At 60.7% G+C, this 22,487-nt stretch carries 20 protein-coding genes; 13 read left to right on the forward strand and 7 right to left on the reverse strand.

What is annotated here, in order from left to right; translation table 11 throughout:
* The first annotated feature begins 110 nt into the window (after positions 1 to 110).
* Together rfbA and V8J81_RS20080 are read left to right on the forward strand one after the other, a co-directional pair.
* Positions 111 to 983 (forward strand): glucose-1-phosphate thymidylyltransferase RfbA, encoded by an 873-nt coding sequence (gene rfbA / locus V8J81_RS20075; RefSeq protein ID WP_368477515.1) that lies wholly within the window; start codon positions 111 to 113, stop codon positions 981 to 983.
* A gap of 477 nt (positions 984 to 1,460) precedes the next feature.
* Positions 1,461 to 3,443, forward strand: coding sequence for a glycosyltransferase (locus V8J81_RS20080; RefSeq protein ID WP_368477516.1), 1,983 nt, complete (start codon positions 1,461 to 1,463; stop codon positions 3,441 to 3,443).
* A 6-nt stretch (positions 3,444 to 3,449) separates the two neighbouring features.
* Here the strand turns inward: V8J81_RS20080 and V8J81_RS20085 are convergent, their stop codons facing one another.
* A complete protein-coding gene (locus V8J81_RS20085) occupies positions 3,450 to 4,505 on the reverse strand; it encodes an ABC transporter ATP-binding protein (RefSeq protein WP_368477517.1) in 1,056 nt (351 codons plus the stop codon).
* Positions 4,506 to 4,529: 24 nt separating this feature from the next.
* The gene (locus V8J81_RS20090) at positions 4,530 to 5,363 is read right to left on the reverse strand and encodes an IclR family transcriptional regulator (RefSeq protein ID WP_368477518.1); all 834 of its coding nucleotides are present in this window, start codon (positions 5,361 to 5,363) and stop codon (positions 4,530 to 4,532) included.
* Positions 5,364 to 5,513: 150 nt separating this feature from the next.
* Between V8J81_RS20090 and V8J81_RS20095 the strand changes: the two genes are divergently transcribed.
* From V8J81_RS20095 to V8J81_RS20135, 9 genes are all read left to right on the forward strand, one after another.
* Positions 5,514 to 6,776 carry an ABC transporter substrate-binding protein gene (locus tag V8J81_RS20095; protein ID WP_368477519.1) on the forward strand — a complete coding sequence of 421 codons (1,263 nt, stop codon included), beginning with the start codon at positions 5,514 to 5,516 and terminating at the stop codon, positions 6,774 to 6,776.
* A gap of 114 nt (positions 6,777 to 6,890) precedes the next feature.
* Positions 6,891 to 7,937, forward strand: coding sequence for a carbohydrate ABC transporter permease (locus V8J81_RS20100; protein WP_368477520.1), 1,047 nt, complete (start codon positions 6,891 to 6,893; stop codon positions 7,935 to 7,937).
* Between the two features lie 3 nt (positions 7,938 to 7,940).
* The gene (locus tag V8J81_RS20105; RefSeq protein ID WP_368477521.1) at positions 7,941 to 8,792 is read left to right on the forward strand and encodes a carbohydrate ABC transporter permease; all 852 of its coding nucleotides are present in this window, start codon (positions 7,941 to 7,943) and stop codon (positions 8,790 to 8,792) included.
* A 126-nt stretch (positions 8,793 to 8,918) separates the two neighbouring features.
* Positions 8,919 to 10,964: an alpha-galactosidase gene (locus V8J81_RS20110; RefSeq protein ID WP_368477691.1), complete on the forward strand. Its 2,046-nt coding sequence runs from the start codon at positions 8,919 to 8,921 to the stop codon at positions 10,962 to 10,964.
* Positions 10,961 to 11,731, forward strand: a complete 771-nt coding sequence (locus V8J81_RS20115; RefSeq protein WP_368477522.1) for an SDR family NAD(P)-dependent oxidoreductase — start codon at positions 10,961 to 10,963, stop codon at positions 11,729 to 11,731. Before V8J81_RS20110 ends, V8J81_RS20115 begins: the two co-directional genes overlap by 4 nt.
* Positions 11,728 to 12,639, forward strand: coding sequence for a 2-dehydro-3-deoxygalactonokinase (locus tag V8J81_RS20120; protein WP_368477523.1), 912 nt, complete (start codon positions 11,728 to 11,730; stop codon positions 12,637 to 12,639). Before V8J81_RS20115 ends, V8J81_RS20120 begins: the two co-directional genes overlap by 4 nt.
* Positions 12,639 to 13,256 carry a 2-dehydro-3-deoxy-6-phosphogalactonate aldolase gene (locus V8J81_RS20125; RefSeq protein ID WP_368477524.1) on the forward strand — a complete coding sequence of 206 codons (618 nt, stop codon included), beginning with the start codon at positions 12,639 to 12,641 and terminating at the stop codon, positions 13,254 to 13,256. The genes V8J81_RS20120 and V8J81_RS20125 overlap by 1 nt, the downstream gene beginning before the upstream one ends.
* On the forward strand, positions 13,253 to 14,092 hold the full coding sequence (locus V8J81_RS20130; protein ID WP_368477525.1) for an SMP-30/gluconolactonase/LRE family protein: 840 nt from the start codon (positions 13,253 to 13,255) through the stop codon (positions 14,090 to 14,092). The genes V8J81_RS20125 and V8J81_RS20130 overlap by 4 nt, the downstream gene beginning before the upstream one ends.
* The gene (locus V8J81_RS20135; protein WP_368477526.1) at positions 14,089 to 15,981 is read left to right on the forward strand and encodes a beta-galactosidase; all 1,893 of its coding nucleotides are present in this window, start codon (positions 14,089 to 14,091) and stop codon (positions 15,979 to 15,981) included. Before V8J81_RS20130 ends, V8J81_RS20135 begins: the two co-directional genes overlap by 4 nt.
* A gap of 87 nt (positions 15,982 to 16,068) precedes the next feature.
* Here the strand turns inward: V8J81_RS20135 and V8J81_RS20140 are convergent, their stop codons facing one another.
* Both V8J81_RS20140 and V8J81_RS20145 read right to left on the reverse strand, forming a co-directional pair.
* Complete coding sequence (locus V8J81_RS20140; protein ID WP_368477527.1) at positions 16,069 to 17,517, reverse strand: NAD-dependent succinate-semialdehyde dehydrogenase; 1,449 nt, start codon at positions 17,515 to 17,517, stop codon at positions 16,069 to 16,071.
* A gap of 18 nt (positions 17,518 to 17,535) precedes the next feature.
* On the reverse strand, positions 17,536 to 18,546 hold the full coding sequence (locus tag V8J81_RS20145) for a type I glyceraldehyde-3-phosphate dehydrogenase (RefSeq protein WP_368477528.1): 1,011 nt from the start codon (positions 18,544 to 18,546) through the stop codon (positions 17,536 to 17,538).
* Between the two features lie 130 nt (positions 18,547 to 18,676).
* Here V8J81_RS20145 and V8J81_RS20150 point away from each other — a divergent pair, with 130 nt between their 5' ends.
* Both V8J81_RS20150 and V8J81_RS20155 read left to right on the forward strand, forming a co-directional pair.
* On the forward strand, positions 18,677 to 19,231 hold the full coding sequence (locus V8J81_RS20150; RefSeq protein ID WP_368477529.1) for a thioredoxin family protein: 555 nt from the start codon (positions 18,677 to 18,679) through the stop codon (positions 19,229 to 19,231).
* Positions 19,232 to 19,238: 7 nt separating this feature from the next.
* Complete coding sequence (locus V8J81_RS20155) at positions 19,239 to 19,622, forward strand: VOC family protein (protein ID WP_368477530.1); 384 nt, start codon at positions 19,239 to 19,241, stop codon at positions 19,620 to 19,622.
* Positions 19,623 to 19,638: 16 nt separating this feature from the next.
* Here V8J81_RS20155 and V8J81_RS20160 read toward each other — a convergent pair whose 3' ends face one another.
* The 3 genes from V8J81_RS20160 to bcoG are packed head-to-tail and all read right to left on the reverse strand — an operon-like array spanning position 19,639 to position 22,483.
* Entirely contained in the window at positions 19,639 to 21,039 is a 1,401-nt protein-coding gene (locus tag V8J81_RS20160) for a carnitine 3-dehydrogenase (RefSeq protein WP_368477531.1), read from the reverse strand.
* The gene (locus tag V8J81_RS20165; RefSeq protein ID WP_368477532.1) at positions 21,036 to 21,578 is read right to left on the reverse strand and encodes a lipocalin family protein; all 543 of its coding nucleotides are present in this window, start codon (positions 21,576 to 21,578) and stop codon (positions 21,036 to 21,038) included. The genes V8J81_RS20160 and V8J81_RS20165 overlap by 4 nt, the downstream gene beginning before the upstream one ends.
* Positions 21,575 to 22,483 carry a 3-dehydrocarnitine:acetyl-CoA trimethylamine transferase BcoG gene (gene bcoG / locus V8J81_RS20170; RefSeq protein ID WP_368477533.1) on the reverse strand — a complete coding sequence of 303 codons (909 nt, stop codon included), beginning with the start codon at positions 22,481 to 22,483 and terminating at the stop codon, positions 21,575 to 21,577. The genes V8J81_RS20165 and bcoG overlap by 4 nt, the downstream gene beginning before the upstream one ends.
* Positions 22,484 to 22,487: the final 4 nt, after the last annotated feature.

Genomic DNA, 22,487 nt, shown 5'->3' on the forward strand with positions numbered 1-22,487 from the left:
CGCCGTTAACGCTTATTGTGCCATCCCTCCGTTAGCGGGCGGGCAATTGGCAAGACCCGCCTGACGCGTTAGGCCAAACCAACTTGGCTTAAAGGACGGAGGCGCAGAGAATGGCGCGCAAAGGGATCATACTTGCCGGCGGGTCCGGCACGCGGCTTTACCCGGTAACGACCGGCGTGTCGAAGCAGCTTCTGCCGATCTATGACAAGCCAATGATCTATTATCCCCTCTCGGTCCTGATGCTGTCTGGCATTCGCGAGATTGCGGTTATCACCACCCCCACGGATCAGGATCAATTCAAGCGCACTTTGGGTGATGGCAGCCAATGGGGACTCAGCCTCACATATATCGAACAGCCTAGCCCGGACGGGCTTGCACAAGCGTATCTGCTGGCACGTGATTTCCTGAATGGCGCACCATCCGCCATGGTTCTGGGCGACAACATTTTCTTCGGGCACGGGCTGCCGTCGGTTTTGGCCGTCGCCGATGCTAAAACTGATGGTGGAACGGTCTTCGGCTACCGAGTGACTGATCCTGAGCGGTACGGCGTTGTGGATTTTGAACAGGACGGGAGCGTCCGAGCGATTGTCGAAAAGCCTGAGATCGCACCTTCGCAATACGCTGTCACGGGTCTTTACTATCTCGATGGAACAGCGCCTGACCGAGCCGCCGCTGTTGCGCCCTCGCCCCGCGGCGAATTGGAAATCACAAGCCTTTTGGAGAGCTACCTTGCCGATGGTGCTCTGACCGTGGAACGCATGGGGCGCGGATATGCATGGCTTGATACAGGAACCCACGAAAGCCTGCTGGACGCTGGAAATTTCGTGCGAACACTTACGCAGCGACAAGGCCTGCAAGTTGGCTCACCTGATGAGATTGCGTTTGAACTTGGCTGGATCGGCGAGGCTGAGCTTTCCGCCCGTGCGGATCTGTTCGGCAAGTCGGGCTATGGCCGCTATCTCGCATCACTTCTGAAAGGATAGGCCCGGTTGCTTCGCCGCATACACGCTTTGTACCTGCGCTATGCAGCGGTTCATGCTGGCCGGTTACGCAGCGTGCCATTGGGGCCGTTCTGGCGCCGCTCAGGTCAGGTTGAGCGGGTAGTGAGGCGAGGCGACAAGGTCGAAATATCGGGATGGGTCAACGCTAAAAAAGTGATTTTGAGTTGGTCCGGCGGCGCCCAGGCCCTCAAGCCGGATGTACCGCGTCCAGATGTGAAGGCGCGTCGGGGCGGACCGCCCAACCAAGGCTTCGCTTTCGCCATTCCGGCGACAGCGCGCGACCTGCGGCTTGAGGCGGTCGGAGGAAGCATAATGCGCCAAAGCGCGATCGTGGCGCACCCCTCTGATCCGGTCGATCCTCGGAGCCGTTGCCGTTTAATGCGGGCCTTCTTGCGCGACATCTATCGTGCCACCCCAGCCCTTTTGCGCTACCTGCGAAACCCTGATGAACGCGCAAAAATGGCCGTGAAGTGCGCCCTTGGGTTGGAGCTCACAACACGCGGTGCCGACATCGAGCGTTCTTGGCTTCTAGAAGAACCCTCTACAAATGCTGGCACCCGCACGCCTGAAATCACCATCGTCCTGCCTGTCTATAATGCGCTGGAATTGCTCAAGAAGTGTCTGACGAGAGTGGAGCGTTTTACAAACTGCCCATGGCACTTGGTTGCTGTTGAAGATGGTTCGACCGATCCAGCGGTCCGCCCATGGCTGACACAATGGGCGTCGCGACATCCGGACCGTGTTTCGCTGGTTTGCTTGGATGAGAACTTGGGCTTTGTCGGGGCAGTGAACACCGGCTTGGACCATGCATTATCGCGAGATGTCGACGGGCCGGTGGTGTTGCTGAACTCCGACGCATTGGTTCCAGAGAATTGGGCCAATCGTTTGTGTGATCCTTTGAATGAGCCGTCAGTCGCCTCGGTCACACCGATGTCAAATGCGGCTGAGATCCTGTCTGTGCCCGATATTGGACCTGGCATCCCCTTGCGTGATGGCGAGGCGGACAAAATCGACACGGTCGCTCGCCGCTTGGGCGCAGTACCATTGCCGTCCATCCCAACGGGCGTGGGCTTTTGCATGGCTCTGTCGCGCAACTGGCTTCGCAGAGTGCCTCGGTTCGACCCTGCTTTCGGGCGAGGCTACGGCGAGGAGGTCGATTGGTGCCAGAAAACGCGTGCTTTGGGTGCAAACCATCTTTGCCAGCCGGGCCTGTTCGTTGAGCATGTCGGCGGGCAAAGCTTCGGGTCAAAGGAAAAATCGGCGCGCATCCGCGTGGCTGGCGCTAAGATTTCCCGCCGTTATCCGCGCTATGACGCAGAGGTTCAGCAGTTCATATCGAACGATCCCCTCGCCACTCCGCGCCTTGCGCTTTCGATTGCACTGGCTGCTGCGCGCGTTGATCGATTGCCAGTATTTCTAGCTCACTCCTTGGGTGGAGGCGCGGAAGCAGCACTGCGCGTTGAAATGGCTCGGCACGAGGCTGCGGTCGTCTTGCGTGTTGGGGGACTAAGGCGTTGGCAAGTAGAGGTGCATGTCGCCAGGCAAGTTCTCGCGGGTCGAACTGATGATATCGATCTCGTGCGCCGTCTGCTCGCATCGGCCGAGGCTTTGGATCTGATCTATTCCTGCGGCGTCGGCGACTCTGATCCCTTTGGTTTACCGCAGATTCTGTTGTCTCTGCGTCGCACGGATAGGTCGGATCGGCTTCTAATGCGTCTGCATGACTATTTCCCACTGTCGCCGTCTTACACGTTATTGGGGCGAAATGGGTTTTCGGGTGTCCCAGCGCCTGAAACGTCAGACCCATGCCACGCCACGCGCAGGCCCGACGGAACACGCCTGACGTTGGCAGATTGGCGCGCCGCTTGGGGAAAGCTCGTGGCGGAATGCGACGAAGTCACCACGTTTTCACAAGCCTCTGCCCGTCTGTTTTTGGAAGGCTATGGCAACGCGAATGTAAAGGTGAGACCCCATCTTCGTCTGGTCTCCGTACGGAGGATGGCAGAGCAATCGGGGCGGCGGGTTGGTATCTTGGGGCATCTGAATATCCAGAAAGGTGCGCTGGTTATCCGCGAACTTGCCACCGCCCATCCGCACCAAACCTTCGTTGTCATTGGATTGGTCGACAGCTCTATCCCCCTTCCACGTAACGTGATCGTTCACGGTACCTATGAAAGGGATGAGATTACCGAGCTAGCGCGGCTTTACGGCATCCGCGCCTGGCTTATGCCGTCCGTTTGGCCGGAGACCTTCTCCTTTGCCACGCGTGAGGCGCTTGCCACCGGACTCCCGGTCGCAGGCTTCGCCCTTGGCGCGCAGGGGGAAGCGTTACGTGATGCGCCAAACGGGTTCACCGTCCCGCTTGAACCAAAGTCCGGTGCAGCGGAACGGCTGTTTTCCATGGTGGATCCGGCGCGCAGCACACAAGCCGCCGCCGAGTAGTGCGCGTTAGCGCAGGCGCTGTTCCGTCTTCGCGTCAAAGAAATAGGCATCTTCGACGTCAAAGCTGATCCCTGTCTTTGAACCGGGGGCCGGAGCATGTTGATCGTGCGCCTCAACCACAATCCGTGAACCATCAGGGGCGTTGACGTAGTGGTAGCTGATCCCTCCTAACCGTTCAGACAGATCGACTGTGTGGGTGCCGCCATCGGACAGCGCAACCTTGTTTGGGCGCACGCCAACGGTCACCGGTCCATCCGCAGTCAGGCTTGCAGGGGCGCGCATTGTGGCACCGCCAAGCGCAGGGACTGTCACGGTGCCGCCGGTATTCACTCCGTCGAAAAAGTTCATAGCCGGGCTGCCGATAAAACCTGCGACGAATTTATTGTCGGGATCATTGTAGAGGTGTAGCGGCGCACCGACCTGCTCGATATAGCCCGCGCGCAACACCACGATCTTGTCGGCCAGTGTCATGGCTTCGACCTGGTCATGGGTCACATAGATCATCGTCGCGCCAATTTCATTGTGCAGGCGCGCGATTTCCACTCGCATCTCTACCCGCAATTCAGCGTCTAGGTTAGACAGCGGCTCGTCGAACAGGAACACTTCTGGCCCACGAACAATCGCTCGGCCGATGGCGACACGCTGGCGTTGGCCACCGGACAGCGCAACTGGCTTGCGTGCCAGATAATCGTCCAGCTTGAGAATGCGCGATGCCTCCGAAACCTTTTCTTTGATCTCGTTAGCCGGGTGGCCGTTCATCTTCAGGCCAAAACCCATATTCTGTTCGACCGTCATATGCGGATAAAGTGCGTAGGTTTGGAATACCATCGCCACGCCACGCTCGGCGGGGTCGGCGCGGGTGACATCGCGCGCCCCAATCTCGATCGTACCTTCCGTGGTTTCCTCCAGCCCTGCAACCATGCGCAGGAGCGTGGACTTGCCGCAGCCCGAGGGGCCGACGAAGACGCAGAATTCGCCGTCTTCAATGGTCAAATCGACTCCGTGAATCACTTGGGTCTGACCATAGCGCTTGATGACGTCCGTTAGTTGCAGGCCCGACATTGCGGTCTCCTCCCTGTCCGCGTGTTATTCTGCTGCATCAGGGAAGCGCCAATCTTGCGCTTCCCCTGCAATGGATGACACCGCGTCGTTGATACGCGGCAAGTGCGCGTCGAGCCCGTCAAGGCTAGTGCGCTCTGTAGATGATGTGACCGAAACTGCGCCCAAGACACGTCCGGCACGGGTAATGATGGGCACGGCGACACAAATAATCCCCGGCTCATGTTCTTCGCGGTCATAGGCATGCCCCCGCTCAACAATCGCGTGCAATTCAGCGCGCAGATCGTCCGGTGTTGAAAGCGTATGGGCGGTGAAGGGATGGTAACTCTGCTGCAAAAGCAGCTTTTCCTGATCCGCCGCGGGCAGGAAGGCCGCCATCGCCTTGCCAACACCGGTACAATAGACCGGGCCAACTTTCCCTGCCTGTGAGTACATCTGCAGCGGGTCGCGGGCATTGATCTTGTCGACGTAGAGAACCTGACCGCCATCCAGCTGCGCCAAGTGTACCGTCTCACCGACTTCCGCCGAAAGGGCCTCTAGATAAGGGCGCGCAACCGGGGCGAGTGAGGCGCTTTGCCAGGCTGAGTGCGCCAGTCTCACAAGCCGCAATCCAGGGGCGTAGGTTTGCCTGTCAGGGTCATAGGTAAGCATGCTTTGCTTGGTGAGCACCTGCATGAGTCGATACAGCGTCGCCTTGGGGAATGGGCTGTCTGCCAGTAACTCGCCGAATCGAACGGGACGCCCATACGAGGCAACGGTGTCGAGCACCGTAAGGGCCTTTCCCACCGTCCCGTCAGAGCTGTCGCTGGCCTCGCTTGCCACAGGTTTTCCTCCCACTTCTGGCCCGCGAACATCCTCCATGCCGAGGGGCAGATTTTGCGCTTTTCCGGGACCTGCCCGGCGCTTTGCTGTTGACAACCCTAGGCCGAGTCAGCGTAGGATTTCAATATAAGAAACCAGGTTTCAAATAATGGAACCAAAATTTCAGACCGGATCACTAGGGAGGACACCATGCGATCCATCTTCAAAACTAGCGCCACGGCGCTGGCAGCTGCCACTATGCTTTCGGGCGTCGCTTATGCGGACGGCCACGGCGTTTCGGGTCCGCTGCGTATCTTCTCGGACATGTCGAACCCAGCGCCGCGCGCGGTTATGGAAGACATGGTTGCCCGCTTCACCGCGGAAAACCCCGAGGTTGAGGTTGAGCTGGTCATCACCGACCGCGAAGCCTGGAAAACGCAGATCCGCAACGTTCTGCAGTCCGGCACTGCCGACATTGTGAACTGGTACGCGGGCAACCGCATGGCCCCCTACGTAGATGCGGGCCTGTTCATGGATATCTCCGATCTCTGGGAAGAAGGTGGTCTGACGGAAGAGCTGGCCTCGACCCAAGGTTCCATGACTATGGACGACGGCATCTGGGGCGTCCCTTATACGTACTACCAGTGGGGTGTGTACTACCGTGAGGACATCTTCGCTGAGCTCGGCCTTGAAGCGCCGACCACTTGGGAAGAAGAGCTTTCGAACTGTCAGGCCATCATCGACTCTGGTCGCGCCTGCTACACCATCGGCACCAAGTTCCTTTGGACGGCTGGTGGTTGGTTCGACTACCTCAACATGCGCACCAATGGCTACGACTTCCACATGGCCCTGACGGCCGGTGAAGTTGAGTGGACCGACGATCGTGTTCGCGCGACGTTCGAAAACTGGGCGACACTGATCGAAATGGGCGCGTTCATCGACGATCACCAGACCTACTCCTGGCAGGAGGCGCTGCCCTTCATGGTTAACGGCGAAGCCGCCGCATACCTGATGGGTAACTTCGCCGTGGCACCGCTGCGCGAAGCTGGCCTGACCGACGATCAGCTGGGCTTCTACCAGTTCCCGCAGATCGATCCGTCGATCGAGCCGGGCGAAGACGCACCGACCGACACGTTCCACATCGCGGCCAACGCCGAGAACGTGGAAGCGGCGGAAGCGTTCCTTCTGTTCGTGGCCTCTGCTGAGAACCAGACGCTCATCAACAACGGTGATAACCTGGGTCAGCTGCCCGTCAACGCCAACTCCGGCGTCGATGATGACGAGTTCCTGAATGCGGGCTTCGAGATGCTCTCGAACAATGCAGGCGGCGGCATCGCGCAGTTCTTCGACCGCGACGCACCGGCAGAAATGGCGCAGGTCGCCATGCAGGGCTTCCAGCAGTTCATGGTTGATCCGTCGACCCTGGACCAAGTGCTGCAGATCCTCGAGCAGGCGCGCGGCCGGATCTACTGATCCCCGTCTCCTGACCTGAGATCAGTTCGGCCCGCCACGCGCGCGGGCCGAACACTCCCCTCCCGCCAGGGCAAGGGCGGCCTAATTTACGATAGATCCGAGAGGACCGGACGCATGGCATCTGTCACGACCGACACCCCGATCCACAGCAACGATCCGGCACCAAAGGCCAAGATCAGCCAGCAAGCGATTGCGCCCTGGTTGTTTCTGCTGCCCGCGTTCCTGTTCTTCGCGGTCTATGTGATCATCCCGATTTTTCAGAGTTTCTACATCTCCGCGTACGAGTGGAACGGTCTCTATTCCCCAGAATACCGCGCCGTCGCTGGTAGCGATATGACCGACCTTGAATGTACTGAGCTTGGCAACCGCGCGGCCCGCACCGAAGGGTGTGAGCCTACCGGTGAAAATGTCTGGACTGGCGAATATGTCGGGTTTGAGAATTACCGCAATCTTTGGTCTGATCCGTTCTTCTGGACTTCGCTCAAGAACAACGTGATCTGGCTGGTGCTGTACTTCCTGGCCATCCCTGGTGGTCTCTTCATCTCGCTCTTCCTGAACCAGAAGGTGTTCGGGATGCGGCTTTACAAGTCGCTCTTCTTCTTTCCGTTTGTTCTATCTCAGGTTGTCGTGGGCCTCGTCTTCAGCTGGTTTTACCTGCCCAACGAGGGCCTGTTAAACGAGGTGCTAAGTTGGTTTGGCGGTCCTCGCACCAACATCCTCGGCTCCAACGACTATGCCACCTATGGCATCATCGCAGCAGGGCTCTGGCCGCAAACGGCCTATTGCATGATCCTGTATCTCACCGGCCTGAATGCCGTGGATCCCGAACAGATTGAGGCCGCGCGTCTTGATGGTGCTAAGGGTCCGAAGATGCTGTGGTACGTCGTGCTGCCGCAACTCTGGCCTGCCACATTTATTGCCATCGTGGTCACGGTTATTGGCGCCCTGCGCTCCTTCGATCTTATCACAATCATGACGAATGGCGGCCCGGGCTTTTACAATACCTCCGTGCTTGCGTTCTACATGTATGACGTGGCGCTGTCTGAATTCGGGTTCCGGATGGGGTATGGCTCCGCCATCGCCGTGATCCTGTTCCTCATCATGATGGTCTACATCGCCGGCTTCCTGTGGAAGATGTGGCGCGACGAGAAGGGGGCTTGATTCATGTTTCCACGCCCAATTGAACAGTATGGCCAAGGCACCCGTGTCGCTTACAACGCGGTACTTCCCCTCGCGCTTCTTGTTTGGCTGATCCCGCTTCTGGCTGTGATCTGGTTCTCGATCAAACCGGGTGAGGACTTCACCACCGGCAATTACTGGGGCTGGCCCGAAAACGGCTTCCAGGGGATCACCAACTACATGACGGTGTTCACCCAATCCGCCATGCCGCAATACTTGTGGAACTCGGTTATCATCACCGTGCCGACGATGTTCGGGGCAGTGGCGCTGAGTTGCATGACCGGCTTTGCGCTCGGCGTGTATCGCTTCAAAGGCAACTTGCTGATCTTCTTCATGTTTGTCGCAGGCAACTTCGTGCCCTTCCAGATCCTCATGGTGCCCGTGCGGGACTTGACGGATCAGATGGGCCTTTACGACACGCGCCTTGGCCTGATCTTGTTCCACGTGGCGTTCCAGACGGGTTTCTGCACACTGTTCATGCGAAACTTCATCCGTGCGCTTCCCCGCGCGTTGATCGAAGCAGCTCGCGTCGAGGGCATCAGCGAATGGCGCATCTTCTGGTTCGTTGTCCTGCCGCTGATGAAGCCCGCCATCGCAGCGCTTTGCGTGCTGATCTTCACCTTCATCTGGAATGACTTCTTCTGGGCTGTCGTTTTGACGCAAAGTCCTGAAAGTCAGCCCGTGACAGCTGGCATCACAGCCTTTAATGGCCAGTACCGTGCGATGTATCACCTGATGTCTGCGGGCTCTATCGTTGCAGCCATTCCGCCGGTCGCCATGTTCTTCCTGATGCAGAAGCACTTCATCGCAGGCCTGACGCTCGGCGCCGTGAAATAAGGGAAACCGGCCATGGATGTGGTCTTGGACAGCGACATCGCTGACGGCTTGCCCGTGGGGGCAAAGGCGACGCACTCAGCACGACCCGTGAGGACATGGCGGCTGGATGATGACGGGCGCCAGACCATGGTTCTGGCTGCAACCGGCGATCGTCTGCCGCAGGTCGTCTATTGGGGCGCGCCGCTGCCGTTGGACGAAGATCTGGAGACGCTCCATCGCGGGCATGAACTCGACGTCACCGGCGGCATGCTGGACGAGAATCCAGACCTTTCCCTCTGCCCCGAGGCGGTGCGCACGTTCCCGGGCCAACCCGGCCTGATCCTGCGCGACGGCGACGGCACGCCCCTGCTTCCGAAATTCTGCTACGCTTCGGACGAGCAAAGCGAAGAGGGGCTGAGCCTCACTTACGCCGACGAGGCCAACGGCCTCATCCTGATCTTCGAATTTGCCACCGATCCTTCGACACGCATCATCACCGCTAAAACTCGGTTGGAGGCGAATCGCGCCGTGCATCTGCACTGGCTTGCCGCCCCGGTCTTGCCTGCGCCCCAGCAAAGCGATGAGATGATCGACTTCGCTGGCCGTTGGACGGGCGAGTTCCAGACGAACCGCACCGCCTGGTCCGCCGGTATGCGCTACCGCGAAAACCGCACAGGACGCACGGGGCATGAGCATTTCCCGGGTCTCCTGATCCCCCTAACGGGCTGCACCAACACGAAGGGGGAGGCCTACGGCTTCCACTACGGCTGGTCCGGTGGTCACAAGATGATCGCCGAGGAGCTCCCCGATGGCCGTCGCCAAATCCAGTTCGGACACGCCGCCCGAATGGAAACGCAAGCCGCGAAGTCCTTTGAATCTGCGACGCTCTACGTCACCTATTCCCACAAGGGCCTGAACGGCTGCGCAGTTAGTTTCCAGCGCCACCTGCGTGACCGGATCGTGACATGGCCGCAACCTGACCGCCCCCGTCCGGTGCATTACAATTGCTGGGAAGCCGTTTACTTCGACCACAAACTCGACGTCCTGAAGGACATCGCGGATCGTGCCGCCGACCTAGGCGCCGAACGTTTTGTGCTGGACGATGGCTGGTTCGGCCAGCGCGACGATGACACACGCTCGCTTTCTGACTGGGAAGTCGACCCCCGCAAATATCCGGAAGGCCTGCACCCACTCATCGACCATGTGCACGGCCTCGGCATGACCTTCGGCATCTGGTTCGAGCCGGAGATGATCAACGAAGACAGCGACATCTTCCGCACCCGGCCCGATTGGGTTTTCGGGGCAGAAGATCAGACCCTCGGCCGTCAGCAAAAGGCCCTCAACATGGGTCTGCCCGAGGTGCGCGATTTTATCTATGATCGGATGGCTGCGATCCTTGCCGCGCACCCCATCGACTACGTGAAGTGGGACCATAACAGAGTTCTGCCCATGCCCGATGCAGACCAGACGCGTGGCTCCTATGCCCTGATCGACCGGCTGCGCGCCGACTTCCCGCATGTGGAAATCGAAAGCTGCGCTTCTGGCGGCGGGCGCATCGACTTTGGCATTATGAAACGCACGCAGCGTGTGTGGCTGTCCGACAGCAACGACGCCCTGGAACGCCTGCGCATCCAGCACGACGCGGCCCTGTTCCTGCCCATCGCGGTGACCGGCTCCCATGTCGGCCCACGTCGCTGCCACACCTCGGGCCGTATCTTTGACATCTCCTTCCGTGCGTGGGTCGCCGCTCAACGCCATATGGGATTCGAGATGGATCCGCGTGAGTTGGACGAACGCGAAACGGCCGTTCTGCGCGAGGTCACAAGCTGGTGGAAACACAACCGCAGCTGGATGCTCGGCGCGGATATCCTGCGCCTCGACAGCGCTGATCCTGCGGTCATGGCCGAACAGCAGATGACCCGTGAAGGCGACAAGTTCGTGGTTTTCGCAGGGAAGGCCGCCACATCCGACCAGATCGCGCCGCGCCCCCTGCGCCTAACCGCTCTGCAGCCCGATGCCCGCTACCGCATCACCCTGATGAACCGCGGCACCGCGCCGGCACTTTCCCGCGGAATGCCCGCGCTGAAAGACGGCCCGGTTGAGGTCTCCGGCGCATGGCTTATGCATCACGGCCTCACCTTGCCATGGAATTACCCCGACACCATGTGGGTTGTCGAAGGACAGCGACTATGACCGAGACTGCCATCTATCCGGACCTGAACGGCGCTTCCGTCTACATCACTGGCGGAGGCTCGGGCATCGGTGCCTCGCTAACAGAAGGTTTCCTACGTCAGGGCGCGAAGGTGGCCTATGTCCAACGCTCTGCTAGCGATGATTTCATGGCGGAGATGGAAGAGAAGACCGGCAACCGCCCGCTCGGCCTTGTTTGTGACATCACTGATACGGACCGTCTGCGCGCCACGATCGCCGAAGCGGCGGAGGCCCATGGCCCCGTCACCGTGCTGGTCAACAATGCCGCAAACGACAAACGCCACAAGACCGAAGAGGTGGATGAGGAGTTCTGGGATTGGTCGCAATCCATCAACCTCAAAGCCTATTTCTTCGGCTGCCAGGCGGTCATCGCCGGCATGCGCTCGGCGGGTGGTGGATCGATCATCAACATGTCTTCGATCAGCTACATAATGGGCAATGCGGGCTACCCGGCCTACACCACTGCGAATGGCGGGATCACTGCGATGACCCGCAGCCTCGCGCGGGAATTCGGGCCGGACCGCATCCGGGTCAACGCGCTCGCCCCCGGCTGGGTACTGACCGACAAGCAGCTTGAGATGTGGGCCTCGCCCGAAGGCCTCGACGCGCATATGGAACGCATGTGCTTGAAGGAGCATCTTGCGCCCGAGGATATCGTTGGCGGCACGCTTTTCCTTGCGTCAAAAGCCTCCAAAGCGATGACCGGCCAATGCATGGTCATCGACGGCGGTGTGGTGACAACCGGATGAGCGGCAACACCAAATACGCAGATTGGATCGCCGTCGATTGGGGCACAACGCACCTGCGCGCATGGGCCATGGTCGGCGATACGGCCAAGGCCGAAGCGACAAGTGCCGACGGCATGGGAACGCTGGACCGTGGTGGGTTCGAACCCGCACTTTTGCGCTTGATCGAACCATGGCTCGGGCAAGGCAAAATGCCCATAATGGCCTGTGGAATGGTCGGCGCAAGGCAGGGCTGGTTTGAAGCGCCCTACGTTTCTGTCCCGACCAAACCCGGCTGCCTTTCGCCCGTCCACGCGCCCACGAAAGATGCGCGCCTTAACGTTATGATCATCCCCGGCCTAAGCCAGGCTGAGCACCCGGATGTCATGCGTGGCGAAGAAACTCAGATCGCTGGCTTCCTAGCGGCCTTCCCGAAATTTGACGGCGTCCTTTGCCTGCCCGGCACCCACGCCAAATGGGCCCGCATCAGCGCCGAGGAGGTCGTCAGCTTCCAGACCTGCATGACCGGCGAGCTCTTTCAATTGCTGGCCGAGAAATCGGTCCTCCGCCATTCTATAGGAGCGGCGGGCGAGGACCCCGACGCCTTTGCCGAGGCAGTGTCCGACACCATCTCGCGCCCCGAAAAGCTGGCCCAACGCCTGTTCGGCCTCCGCGCCGAGAACGTGCTGAACGGCCTTGCCACCACAACGGCGCGCGCGCGCCTCTCTGGCTATCTGATCGGGGCCGAACTCGCGGCCACAAAACCCTATTGGCTGGGTCAGGAGGTCGCCATTGCAGGCAGCCCATCGCTCGCCTCCGCCTATGCCAGCGCCCTGAAAACCCAAGGCCTGCAAGCGCAAACCCATGATGCAGGCCCCCTGACACGCGCAGGCCTTGCCCGCGTCCATGCCTCTCTGACGGAGACAGCGTAATGCCCCGTAACCTCATCGCCATCCTCCGCGGCGTCACGCCGGCGGAGGCCGTTCCCGTGACCGAGGCCCTCATTGCCGCTGGGATCACAACGATCGAAGTGCCCCTGAATTCACCTGATCCGCTCGACAGCATCGCCGCAATGGCCTCCGCCTGCGGGGATCGGGCTACCATTGGAGCAGGCACGGTGCTGACCAAGCAACAGGTGAGCGACGTAAAGACCGCTGGAGGCACGCTCATTGTCTCTCCCAATGCCGACTGTGACGTTATCAAAGCCTCCGTGGATCAAGGCATGGCCTCGTGGCCCGGCATCTTCACCCCGACAGAGGCCTTCGCCGCCCTCCACGCAGGGGCCACAGGCCTCAAACTGTTCCCCGGCAACATGGCAGGCCCCTCCGGTCTGAAGGCCATCCGGGCCGTTCTGCCCGTTGGCACCCAAGTCTACGCCGTAGGTGGCGCTGGCCCTGATAACTTCGGCGAATGGATTGCGGCCAGCGCGGACGGTTTTGGCATCGGGTCTGCCCTCTACACGCCCGGCATGTCCGTTGAAGACATCTCTCGCAAAGCCGCCAAGATCGTTGATGCCTACGACACCGCCACCAAAGGCGCCCTCATATGAGCGTCACGATCCACGATGATCGTGCTTGCCTGCTGGGGGAGGGGCCTCTGTGGCATCCTCTGCGTAATCAATTGATCTGGTTCGACATCCTCAACCACACACTCCTCACCACCGGCCATCAAATGCACTTCGACCGTTCCGTGTCAGCGGCCGGTTGGGTCGATGAAGACCGCCTGCTGGTCGCCTCCGAAACCGACCTCTTCCTCTTCAACCTCCGTGATGGCGCGTCCGAGCATGTCCTCCCGCTGGAGGCCGACAATAAAGTGACCCGCTCCAACGATGGTCGCGCCGATCCACAAGGTGGGTTTTGGATCGGCACCATGGGCCATCAGGGCGAGACCGGTGCAGGGGCGCTCTACCGCTTCTATCGGGGCGAACTCCGCCAGATCCGCGCCGGCGTGACGATCCCGAATGCCACCTGTTTCACCCCCGATGGCTGCCACGCCTATTTCGCCGACACGGCCGAACAACTCGTCTGGCGCTACACGTTGGGCGAAGATGGTTGGCCCGACCCAGATCCCGAAATCTACCTCGACCACCGCGATACGGACGTGAACCCCGATGGGGCCGTGGTCGACGCAGAAGGCCGTTTTCTCTGTGCTGAATGGGGCGGCTCCCGCATCGGCGTTTACAGCCCCTCAGGTGATCTTTTAGAAGAAGTCGAGCTGCCCGTCCCACAGCCCACTTGCCCCGCCTTCGGTCCAGATGCGCTTTACGTCACCTCTGCGCGCCAAGGCATGCCGGGCGCGGATATCGACGCGGCCCCGCATTCCGGCAAGACGCTTCGTGTAGACGTAACCTTCAAGGGCCAGCAAGAACACCAAGTTCTCCTATGAAACGCACCCTCGGCACCTGCTACTACCCGGAACATTGGCCCGAAAAGATCTGGGCCGAAGACGCGCGCCGCATGGCCGATCTTGGGCTCACTTGGGTCCGCATCGGCGAATTCGCGTGGAGCCGTCTTGAACCCACCCCGGGTAACTTGCAGTTCGACTGGCTCGACCGCGCCATTGCGACACTCACAGATGCTGGCCTTAAGGTCGTCCTCGGTACCCCGACCGCAACACCGCCGCGTTGGATGTTGACGAAGCACCCCGATATGCTCGCCGTCGATGCCGACGGCCACGCCCGCAAATTCGGCTCTCGCCGCCATTACTGCTTTTCGCATGACGGCTACAGGGAAGAAAGTGTTCGCATCACATGCCTCCTTGCAGAGCGCTTCGGACAGCGCGTGGCCGCCTGGCAAACCGATAACGAATACGGCTGCCACGACACGACGATCAGCTACTCCAAATCCGCCGAACATGCGTTCCGCGACTGGCTTGCGCAGAAATACCAATCCCCCGATGCGCTCAATCGCGCGTGGGGCAACGTATTCTGGTCCATGGAATACGCCAGCTTCGAAGACATCGATCTGCCAAACCTAACCGTGACGGAGCCCAACCCGGCCCATGTCCTCGACTTCCGCCGCTTCACCTCCGATCAGGTGGCCCGCTTCAATCAAGCGCAGGTCGACGCCATTCGCGCACACTCCGACGCGCCGATCAGCCACAACTACATGGGGCGCGTGACCGAATTCGATCACTTCGATGTTGGCCGCCAAATGGAAATCGCAACGTGGGACAGCTACCCTCTGGGCTTTCTCGAAGACCGTGTCGGCGCGAGCCCAGAAGACCAGCGCCACTATGCCCGCCAAGGTGACCCGGATTTCCAGGCCTTCCACCACGACCTCTACCGTGCTGTTGGAACGGACGGCCGCTGGTGGGTCATGGAGCAACAACCCGGCCCGGTGAACTGGGCTCCGTCAAACCCCGCGCCACTGCCCGGCATGGTCCGCTTCTGGACGTGGGAAGCCTTTGCCCATGGCGCCGAATGCGTGGCCTACTTCCGCTGGCGCCAAGCGCCCTTCGCGCAGGAGCAACACCACGCGGGCCTGCTTCGCCCCGACAGCGTTGAGGCCGAAGCCTTCGCAGAGGCCGCGCATGTGGCCAGCGACCTCCAAGACATGCCAGAGGTGGAGCGTGTGCAATCGCCCGTGGCGCTCGTGTTCGACTATGCCTCCCAGTGGGCGTGGGAAGCGCAACCCCAAGGCATCGGCAACGACTATTTTCAACTGGTGTTCGACGTCTACAAGGGCCTGCGTCAACTGGGTCTCAGCATCGACATCATCCCGCCCGACACGGCTTCACTCGATGGCTACAAACTCGTCCTCGCCCCAGGCGCGATCACCCTGACAGATGCACTTAAGGCCGCCATCGCCAACACGCAGGCGCAGGTCGTCCTCGGTCCGCGCACTAACGCCAAGACCCACGCACTCAGCATTCCCGTGCCGCTACCGCCTGCAATAAAGAACCTCGACGTGACCGTATCGCGCGTCGAAACTCTGCGTCCGGACAGTCCCGAGGCTTTTGCCGATGGCGGACACTATCAGCTGTGGCGAGAACAGATAGAGACGACGGCTGACGTGATCGAACATGACACGCAGAACCGTCCCCTGATGGTGCGCGCTCATCACCTCAGCTACCTCGCGGCCTGGCCTGATACCACCGCCATACAACGCATCCTGACCCGTGCCGCGATTGCTGCGGGCCTGGATCCGATCGACCTGCCCAAAGACATCCGCATCCGCGACACCGGTCGCACCCGCTTCGTCTTCAATCACAGTCCCGACTCAGTGGAATTCGAAGGGCAAACGCTTCCTCCGGCCGGGGTGTTCTGGCACTAGGCCTCCCCTTGATCTTGGCCGTACAACTCCAGGAGGTCCGGGGGACTGGTCCCCCGGTTGGCGGACGCCATCAGGCGGCGCAACGCATCAAATGCCATCAATACAGACGTATTTCGTCTCAAGGTAGTCTTCGAGGCCCTGAGATCCGCCTTCCTTGCCCAGACCACTTTCCTTGACCCCGCCAAAGGGCGCTTCGACGGTGGTGATCAGGCCGGAGTTGATTCCGATCATCCCGTATTGCAGACCCTCGTTCAGCCGGAAGGCACGCCCGAGATCAGAGGTATAGGCGTAAGACGCAAGCCCGAACACCGTGTCATTGGCCATCGAAATGGCGTCCTCTTCAGTCTCGAACTTGAAGACAGGCGCGAGCGGCCCAAAGATCTCTTCCTTGGCGAATGCCATGTCCTGCGTCGCTCCGGTCAGAACCGTCGGCTCGAAGAATGAGCCGCCCTTGTCGTGCCGATCCCCGCCGCAGGCGACCTCAGCGCCTTTGTCCTTGGCGTCGTTCAGCAATTCCTCGACCTTCTCGACCGCATCCATGTCAATCAGTGGCCCTTGCTCGACCCCGTCCTCGCGTCCATCGCCGACCTTCAGTGCCTTCGTCTTTTCAACTAGCTTTTCGACAAACGCGTCATGCACGCCCGCCTGCACGTAAATCCGGTTTGCGCAGACGCAGGTCTGTCCCGAATTGCGGTATTTGGAGACGATGGCCCCCTCCGCCGCCTTGTCGAGATCGGCATCGTCGAACACGATGAATGGGGCATTCCCGCCCAATTCCATCGACACTTTCTTCACCGTACCGGCGCTCTGGCGGATCAGCTCCTTGCCAACTTCGGTCGAGCCGGTAAACGTCACCTTCCGCACTCGGAAATCGTCCATCATCGCGCCCGCAATCTTGCGCGCTGAGCCTGTCACGACGTTCACGGCACCGCTCGGATAGCCAACGTCTTCTGCCAGCGCGGCCCAGGCCAAGCCGCTGTATGGCGTTGCCGTTGCGGGCTTGGCCACCACGGGGCAGCCCACGGCCAAAGCCGGGGCGACTTTGCGCGCCAGCATGGACGAGGGGAAATTCCACGGCGTGATCATGCCCACGACACCGACAGGATGCTTCGTCACCAGAATGCGCCGCCCATTCACGCCCGCAGGCACGATCTCACCCTTCGCGCGGCGGGCTTCCTCGGCAAACCAACGCACGTACTGCGCGCCAATCGCGATCTCGCCTTTCGCCTCGGACAAAGGCTTGCCCATCTCAACCGTCAGCAGCTCACCCAAGGCCTCTTGGTTGTCCATCAGCGCGTCATGCAGCTTCCACAACAGTCCGACACGATCCATCAGCGCCATGCCTGCCAGCCCGTCAAAGGCCTCCGCCGCCGCATCAATTGCGCGACTTGTCTCGGCCTCACCGCAATTGGGCACCGTTCCGATCACGTCCCCTGTCGCCGGGTTCATCACGTCTATGGTTTCACCGCTATCTGCGCCGATCCACTCGCCCGCGACATAAGCCGCCTCTTTCATCCACGCTTGCCAGTCGGCCATGACCAATCTCCCAGAAATTCAGTTCGCGCCTTGGTGACCCATCAACCGGGCCACGTCCAGCATCCGGCAGGAAAATCCCCATTCATTGTCATACCAGCCAAAGACGCGGAGCATTCCGCCCTTCGACCGCTTGATCTCAGGCCCCGCCACGATCAGCGATTCAGGTCGTGCTCGCAGGTCCGAACTGACCAAAGGCTTGTCCGTGTAACCCATGATCTCGCCGGCTTGTTCCCGCAGAAATGCTGCCGCGTCCTTTGCCTCGGGCATATCGCGCGTCATCACCGCCAAATCCACGCAGGAAACGGAGGCCGAAGGCACCCTAACCGCCGACCCGGTCACGCGCCCTGCAAGACGTGGCAAGACCACATCTACCAGCGCCTCTGCCGAAGTTGTCGTCGGCACCATGCTCAACGCCGCCGCCCTCGACCGGGCCGCATCGCGCATCGGCATGTCAACCGTCGGCTGGCTTCCTGTATAACAATGCACCGTGGTCATCAGGCCGGAATCCAGCCCCCAGGTTTCGTCAATCAACCGCACAAGCGGTGCCAGGGCATTGGTGGTGCACGACGCGTTCGACACGATCCGATGCTCTGGCCGCAACGCCTCATGGTTCGCGCCAAGCACCAATGTCAGGTCAGGTTCCACCGCCGGGCCGGATACCAAGACGCGTCCCGCGCCCGCCGCCAGCGCGGCCTCTGCCACATCTCTTGTGGCCCGGCCCGTGCATTCCATCAGCACGTCCACACCGTTCAGATCCAGCGCGCCGGCATCCCGCTCCATCGTCAGCCGGATGCGCCGGCCATCGACAACCAAATCGCCATCCTCGACCGAAATCTCTCCGGGGTAGGGGCCAAAGACACTGTCGAATTCAAACAGATACGCGCAGGTTGCGGGTTCGGCGATATCGTTGATCCCCACAATCTCGATATCCGGCCACTGCGGACCCAGCCGCCCCCCGCCAAGTGCCCACGCCCGCAGAACCGAACGTCCGATGCGTCCAAACCCATTGATGGCTACGCGGATGGTCATGCCTTATCCCCTTCGCTCAAAGTGATGCCTTGCGTGGGTCTAAGGTGCAAGCGATGCCCTCACCTGGTCCAATGGCTTTCCTTGATTGGCCTAAGCAGGCAGTGTGATGAGCAATTGGAAAGGGCATGTAATGGCTGCTCTCACACCTCCCGTCTGCGATTTCGGTTGGCCCGCACCGACCTTCTCTCTGCGCGCCACCGACGGCAACACCCATAGCCTGCAGGATGTCTCCGGGCAGAACGGCACACTCATCATGTTCATCTGCAACCATTGTCCGTATGTCCTTGCCATCCTCGACCGTATGATCCGCGATGCGTCCGATCTGCAAGCCATGGGCATTGGCGTTGCTGCCATTTGTTCCAACGATCCGATCGCCTATCCGGCCGATAGTTTTGACAACATGGCCCGCATGGCTGAAGCACGCGGCTTCCCCTTCCCCTATCTTCACGACGCTGACCAAAGCGTCGCCCGTGCCTACGACGCAGTCTGTACGCCTGATTTCTTTGGCTTCAACGCCGCGGGCGGCCTGCAATATCGCGGGCAACTCGATGCGTCACACATGCAACCTGCGCCACCGGGTGCAAAGCGCGATCTCTACGAGGCGATGAAGCAAGTCGCCGAAACGGGGCAGGGTCCGCGGGATCAGATTCCCTCCATGGGCTGCTCTATCAAATGGGCCGCATGAGCTGCACATGATCGCGTACGTCACCCTTGGGGCCGATGACATGGCGGCGGCGGAGCAGTTCTACACTGCGCTCCTACTGCCTCTCGGCTATAGGCTGGATCACTATCAGGGCGATCTCAGTTTCATCCCGCCAGATGGCACAAGCGCCCCGGACCTCTATATAAAACGCCCATTTGATGGGGCCGCCGCGACCGCTGGCAATGGCACCATGATCGCACTAGAGGCACCAAGCCAGGGCCATGTCCGTAAACTCCATGCCTCGGCGGTGGCAGCGGGTGGGAGTGACGAAGGCGCACCCGGATTCCGTGACGCCTACAGCGCCGATTTCTACGTCGCCTATCTGCGCGATCCGCAAGGCAACAAGCTGGCAGTGTTTTCAACGTCACCTTAGGGCGGAGGAGCAATTCCTAACGTCCTACCTTGCCCGCGCCGTCAGGCACAGGCAGCCCCTCCTGTGCCTTTGCAACCTCCGCAAGTGCGCGCTGAACGGCTTCCGTCGGTTGGCAGGATTTCCGCGTTCCAAGGTCGACATGCAGAAGGAACGACTCCACCGTGGCAACGACCTCGCCGTCACCCCGAAGCAGGGTGTGGAATAGATGCAGCTTCTTTCCTTCCCCATTCAGCAGACGGGTCTCTGCCCGCAAACGATCGCCCGCATGGGCCTCGTTCAGATAGCGGACGTGGTTTTCGACCGTGAAATAACTCAAGCCACGCGCCACATAGGCCGCATCCGCACCCACCATTTCCATGAACCGGTCCGTCGCCTTGGACCCGGCCTCAAGATAATGCGTCTCGTTCATGTGGCCGTTGTAATCCGTCCAACCCTGCGGGATCTGCCGGTTCAACGTGACAGGCATCCCCTCCTGCGCCAGCTTCGCTTCATGGGCGCCCACCACGCCCCCGGCCCCGGACCCTGAATGCTTTAGCGCCCGCATGATCCCCACGAGATTATCATCCCGCAGTCGCTCCAACTCACGGATCGACATATGGCCTGACTGCGCGTCGGACTGTCCCGCGATCAGGTCGACAAGCTCGTCGGTGAACTCCGGCACATCCATCAACTTGGTCCAAGGGAAGCTGAGGCACGGCCCGAACTGCGCCATGAAATGCTTCATCCCCGCCTCGCCGCCAGCGACGCGGTAGGTCTCGAAAAGGCCCATCTGCGCCCATCTGAGGCCAAAACCCATGCGGATCGCTTCGTCGATTTCTTCGGTCGTGGCGATCCCGTCTTTCACGAGCCACAGCGCTTCCCGCCAGACGGCTTCCAGGAAGCGGTCGGCAACATGGGCGTCGATCTCCTTGCGGATATGGAGCGGGTAGAAACCCACTTCGCGCAAAATCGCCTGTGCCCGGCCACAGGTTTCAGCATCGCCCACCAACTCGATCAAGGGAAGAAGATAGACCGGGTTGAACGGATGCGCCACGATGCAGCGCGCACCTTTGTCGGTCAGCTCGGACGGTTTGAATCCGCTGGTCGAGGACGCAATGATTGCCTCAGGCGGCGCTAGGCGGTCGAGGTCAGCAAGAACGAGATGCTTAATATCAAGCCGTTCCGGCACGCTTTCCTGCACCCAGTCTGCGCCCGCCACCGCATCGGCTAGATCGTCTGTGAAACGAAGCTGACCCTCTGCTGGCAGTGCCCGGTCATAGAGCGCCGGCAGTGCCCGCCGGGCATTTGCCAACACCTCACCAATCTTGCGCTCCGCCTCAGGATCGGGGTCAAAAACCGCAACGTCCCAGCCGTTGAGGAGGAAACGCGCGGCCCATCCACCGCCGATGACACCCCCGCCGATGATGGCCGCCTTCATGGCGTTACGCTCCGCTGCAATTGGCTAAGGTCATAGCCGTTGAAATCCAGCACCTCCCGCGCTGCCGCCAGCCGGTCAGGCGGGATGTCCGGGTCGCGGTTGAGGATCCATCCTACGCGCCCGTTCGGTGCGCCGACCACAGCCGTGCGGTAGCCTTCATCGACCCAAAGCACCCAATAAGGAGCGGCCACCGGCACGCCCTGAAGCCTGACGGAAAGCCGACCCAGACCCTCGTCCGTCGCCGTCCCGGTGATCCTGTCAGTGACCTGGCCCTGCGCGTTTAGGCACAGATTGGTAACGGTGAGTTCGTTCGGCGCGTCCGAGAAACCGTACTCCGCGATGGCACCCGGGCAATCAGCTTGGAATGGGTTCGGGTAGCGATAGACCTCGTACCAGCGGCCAACATAACGCGTCGCGTCGAAATTCGCTGATGAGGCGATATTGACGCTCTCATCGCGATACGATGGTCCAAGCGCCACATCACATGCGGCAAATGCGAGGAGGGCTGAAAGCCCGAGGAGGGGTTGCCGAACCTTCATACCGGAGCCCGCTTCACCAAACCCAGCTTTTCGCGCACCTCCACCGGGCCAATGATCCGCGCGCCCATGCCTTCCACAACGCCCACGGCGCGTTCGACCAGTTGCGCGTTGGTTGCCAGCACGCCTTTCTCCAGCCACAGATTGTCTTCCAAACCCACGCGCACATTGCCCCCGGCTAGCACCGCTGCGGCGGCATAGGCCATCTGGTTGCGTCCTAGTGAGAACGCACTGAACGTCCAGTCGTCGGGCACGTTGTTGACCATGGCCGTGAACGTGTTGAGGTCATCCGGCGCGCCCCAGGGCACCCCCATGCAAAGCTGCACCAGCGCGGGACTGTCCAGAACACCGTCTGCAACCAGCTGCTTTGCGTACCACAGATGACCGGTGTCGAACGCCTCGATCTCGGGCTTCACGCCAAGGTCGGTCATCATGCGGCCCATGGCCTGCAACATGCCGGGTGTGTTGGTCATGACGTAGTCGGCTTCAGCGAAGTTCATCGTGCCGCAATCCAGCGTACATATTTCGGGCAAGCACTCAGCCACATGGGCCACCCGTTCCTCGGCACCGACCATGTCAGTTCCCGCGGCCACCGGAAGCGGCGCGTTCGTGCCACCAAAGACAATATCGCCGCCCATGCCTGCGGTCAGGTTCAGGACCACATCAACCTCAGCATCGCGGATCCGGTCCGTGACTTCGCGGTAGAGGTTCAAATCACGGGACGGCACGCCGGTTTCGGGGTCGCGCACATGGCAATGTACAATCGCGGCACCGGCCTTTGCGGCGTCGATCGCGCTGTCGGCAATCTCCTTGGGAGAGCGTGGTACGTGAGGTGAGCGGTCCTGGGTGGAACCTGACCCGGTAACGGCGCATGTGATGAAGACATCTTTGTTCATTTGCAGTGGCATGTTC

Origin of the sequence: Gymnodinialimonas sp. 202GB13-11, assembly GCF_040932485.1 — a bacterium.
Lineage (GTDB): Bacteria > Pseudomonadota > Alphaproteobacteria > Rhodobacterales > Rhodobacteraceae > Gymnodinialimonas > Gymnodinialimonas hymeniacidonis.